Raw genomic sequence first — 3,534 nt, 5'->3', positions numbered from 1 at the left:
GCTATAACTAGAATATCGCTTAACTTATGCTTGCAACGACCCACTACACGTGGATCTTCTACATTAGAAAAATAATCTTGTATATCCATAACCCAAAGATAAGCCTATTTTGATGCGGTTGCCCTGGTTGTTAGGCCCTTTCTATCTTTATTTGGCAAGATTCTTGCTTGCTGAGTGTTGGGGCCTTCAGATGATGAAAAAGAATTGTTTGTGAAATATGCAGAGTTATAGTAGATGCAAAGCCATTAAGAAATGTTGGGAGAATTAGATTCAGAACTTTTATTATTTATTTTACAACACTCAAAGACTTCTAAATGCAACCTCTTTCTAATGATATATTGAGGATGGAAGATGTTTTGGAGATAATATTATTGTAGACTATGCAACTAAGATATTTGGATGATTTGAAGATTGAATGCGGCTGTGATGAAGCCGGGAGAGGTTGTTTGGCCGGACCTGTTTTTGCCGCTGCCGTTGTTCTTCCTCCGGACTTCAAAAATGAAGATATCAACGATTCTAAGAAGCTATCTCCGTTGAAGCGAAATGCCTTAAGAGAAATCATCGAGCAGGAGGCTTATGCCTATGCTGTTGCCAGTGTTTCTCCGGAAGAAATAGATGAGATAAATATTTTGAGAGCCTCATTCTTGGCCATGCATCGAGCTATAGAGCAATTACCAATCCTTCCCGAGAGACTTCTTATAGATGGCAATCGCTTTGACCCATATCCCGACATTGAGCACTTTTGTGTCATAAAGGGGGATGCCAAACTAATGCCCATTGCAGCGGCTTCTATTTTGGCCAAGACATATAGAGATGAGTATATGATAGATATGGCACAAAAATATCCTAACTATGGATGGGATAGAAATATGGGTTATCCTACTAAAGAACATAAGTTGGCAATTAAGGAACATGGTTTTACACCTATTCATCGAAGAACATTTAAGGCTTCTTTGTAGTCCAATCTGTGTGGAAAGCAGTTACGAATTTGTTTCTTGACTGCTTCTAAAGAGATAATCATTGAATAGAAAAGTGGAACAACATTGTCAGAAAATAAGAGAATTACGCAACTTTAATATAACTTTGTAGAAAGAAAGCTGAGTGCTATGACGCCAAAGGAGCAATTAGAAGTGATCAGATTGGAAGAGAATATGCATCGCCTGATGGGGATCGTACGACAACAAGATGATCTAATTGAAGATCTTAAAAGCCAACTGGATAAGACCTTACAGGCACTTAAAGTTGAGCAGGCAGAGAGGGCGCAAGAGTGCAAACAGATGAATGCATTGCTTAACGCCAAGAATATAGCTACTAGCCCGGAAGAAGTTGATCAGACCTCAAAGAAAGTTGAGGCATTGATAAGCGATATAGACAAGTGTATTAGCTTGTTAGAATCTGAATGATGGATTTGGAACAAAGATTACAGAATATAACTCTTGTTGTTCAAGGGATTTCAATTCCATTGGCAGTGGTGCCAGAGGAAGAACCCGGATACCGCAATGCTGTTGCAGAGCTCAATGCAAGAATATCTGAATATATGGCCAATTATCCGGATTTGACCAAGCATGATTCGAACACCCCTTTAGCTGTTGCTGCAGTGGACAGGGCTTATTATTTATATAAGAAACGTATGGCAAACGATACAGAGCCTATCATGGATATGGTACAGCGACTCAATAGAGAGGTCGAATCGTTTTTGTCAAAGCATAAAGACTAATTATTGGCTTATCCCTTTTCTTCCCTATCGGCTACAAAGCATTTCTTGGATGTAGTATAATGCTATTAATGATTGATTATTAAACGAATGAAATAATATAGCGATGGGAATAGGTATTACAATATTGATTTGCATAGTAACAATGGCAATAGGTGTCGTGGGCGCCATATTGTTTCAAAACTATGTGCTCAAAAATAAGGCCGAATCAATGCTCTCTGAAGCAGAGAGAGAATCGGAAGTAATCAAACAAAAGAAGCTTCTCGAGGTTAAAGAGAAGTTTATGCAGTTGAAATCGGACCTTGAAAAGCAAGTTAATCAAAGGACTTCTAAACTTCAACAAGCTGAAAATAGGCTCAAAAATAGAGAGAGGGGTCTGAATCAGCGTCAAGATGAGATGTCTAAAAAGGCTCAGGAACTTGATGTTATACGTGAAAACCTTAATGCTCAACTTGGGGTTGTGGAGGTTAAACAAACTGAACTCGAAGAGCTTCACAAACAGCAGAAGGTTCAATTGGAGGCAATCTCCGGTCTTTCGGCAGAGGAGGCCAAACTGGCATTGGTAGACAGTCTAAAAGAGGAGGCTCGCAATGAAGCTTCTTGCTATGTCAATGACATTATCGAAGAGGCTAAGATGACTGCCAATATGGAGGCAAAGAAGATTGTGGTACAGTCTATTCAACGACTTGCTACCGAGACAGCTATCGAAAACTCCGTTACTGTTTTCCATATTGACAATGATGAAATCAAGGGACGTATCATTGGGCGTGAGGGTAGGAATATCAGAGCGCTTGAGGCAGCTACCGGTATTGAAATCATTGTGGATGATACTCCGGAGGCTATTGTTTTATCCGGATTTGATCCTGTAAGAAGAGAGATTGCTCGTCTTGCATTGCACCAGTTGGTTCAGGATGGTCGTATTCATCCTGCTCGAATTGAGGAGGTCGTGGCTAAAGTGCGTAAGCAGATAGAAGATGAAGTAATTGAGACCGGTAAGAGAACCATGATCGATCTTGGTATTCATGGATTGCATCCGGAATTGATCAGATTGGTTGGTAAGATGAAATATAGATCTTCTTATGGTCAAAACCTCTTGCAGCACTCAAGAGAGACCGCTAATCTATGTGCTATCATGGCTTCAGAGCTGGGGCTTAATCCGAAGAAAGCAAAAAGAGCAGGTCTGTTGCACGATATAGGTAAGGTGCCTGATGATGAGCCGGAATTGCCACACGCATTACTTGGTATGAAACTTTGCGAAAAGTACAAAGAGAAACCAGATGTTTGTAATGCTGTAGGGGCTCACCATGATGAGGTAGAGATGACCTCTTTGATAGCACCTATTGTACAGGTTTGTGATGCTATATCCGGAGCCAGACCGGGTGCAAGGCGTGAGATTGTAGAGGCTTATATCAAGCGTCTTAAGAATTTGGAACAGCTTGCCATGTCCTATCCGGGTGTTGTCAAGACTTATGCTATTCAAGCCGGTAGAGAGCTTAGGGTTATTGTCGGTGCTGATAATACGGATGATGCATCTATACAGACACTATCCAACGAGATAGCAAGGAAGATACAGGAAGAATTGACCTATCCGGGACAGGTTAAGATCACTGTAATCAGAGAAACCAGATCTGTAAGCTACGCCAAGTAAATCTTTTTTTTGATAACCTATAATATTTGAGGGTGATCTGATAAAAGTGAAGTGCCCCCCAAAAGTTGGACGTTAAATTAAACGTTATAATTGTCTATAATGAGCTCGGTATTTTACCGGGCTCATTCCTTTTAACCTCAGTTTTATTCTTTTATTGTTATACCATTCTATA

The 3,534-nt window shown here is 40.3% G+C and carries 5 protein-coding genes; 4 read left to right on the top strand and 1 reads right to left on the bottom strand.

What is annotated here, in order from left to right:
* The first annotated feature begins 380 nt into the window (after positions 1–380).
* The 4 genes from ACFO3G_RS03630 (at position 381) to rny (ending at position 3,362) form a co-directional block, all read left to right on the top strand.
* A complete protein-coding gene (locus ACFO3G_RS03630; RefSeq protein WP_380078080.1) occupies positions 381–959 on the top strand; it encodes a ribonuclease HII in 579 nt (192 codons plus the stop codon).
* Positions 960–1,106: 147 nt separating this feature from the next.
* The gene (locus ACFO3G_RS03625; protein WP_380078078.1) at positions 1,107–1,403 is read left to right on the top strand and encodes a hypothetical protein; all 297 of its coding nucleotides are present in this window, start codon (positions 1,107–1,109) and stop codon (positions 1,401–1,403) included.
* Positions 1,400–1,717, top strand: coding sequence for a cell division protein ZapA (gene zapA / locus ACFO3G_RS03620; protein WP_380078076.1), 318 nt, complete (start codon positions 1,400–1,402; stop codon positions 1,715–1,717). The genes ACFO3G_RS03625 and zapA overlap by 4 nt, the downstream gene beginning before the upstream one ends.
* A 103-nt stretch (positions 1,718–1,820) precedes the next feature.
* The gene (rny, locus tag ACFO3G_RS03615; RefSeq protein WP_380078074.1) at positions 1,821–3,362 is read left to right on the top strand and encodes a ribonuclease Y; all 1,542 of its coding nucleotides are present in this window, start codon (positions 1,821–1,823) and stop codon (positions 3,360–3,362) included.
* An 84-nt stretch (positions 3,363–3,446) separates the two neighbouring features.
* Here the strand turns inward: rny and ACFO3G_RS03610 are convergent, their stop codons facing one another.
* Positions 3,447–3,533, bottom strand: a complete 87-nt coding sequence (locus ACFO3G_RS03610) for an IS3 family transposase (protein WP_380077071.1) — start codon at positions 3,531–3,533, stop codon at positions 3,447–3,449.
* Between the last annotated feature and the right edge of the window lies 1 nt (position 3,534).

Source organism: Falsiporphyromonas endometrii (assembly GCF_042654485.1).
In the GTDB taxonomy this organism is placed as follows: Bacteria; Bacteroidota; Bacteroidia; order Bacteroidales; family Porphyromonadaceae; genus Porphyromonas; species Porphyromonas endometrii.
The sequence above is the reverse complement of the archived record's forward strand: the minus strand, read 5'-3'. Positions and strand labels throughout refer to the sequence as shown.

Bases quoted from the DNA above. Each gene is read 5' to 3' on its own strand.
- ACFO3G_RS03625 (WP_380078078.1), top strand. From the start codon at position 1,107: ATGACGCCAAAGGAGCAATTAGAAGTGATCAGATTGGAAGAGAATATG.
- ACFO3G_RS03630 (WP_380078080.1), top strand. From the start codon at position 381: ATGCAACTAAGATATTTGGATGATTTGAAGATTGAATGCGGCTGTGAT.
- rny (WP_380078074.1), top strand. From the start codon at position 1,821: ATGGGAATAGGTATTACAATATTGATTTGCATAGTAACAATGGCAATA.
- zapA (WP_380078076.1), top strand. From the start codon at position 1,400: ATGATGGATTTGGAACAAAGATTACAGAATATAACTCTTGTTGTTCAA.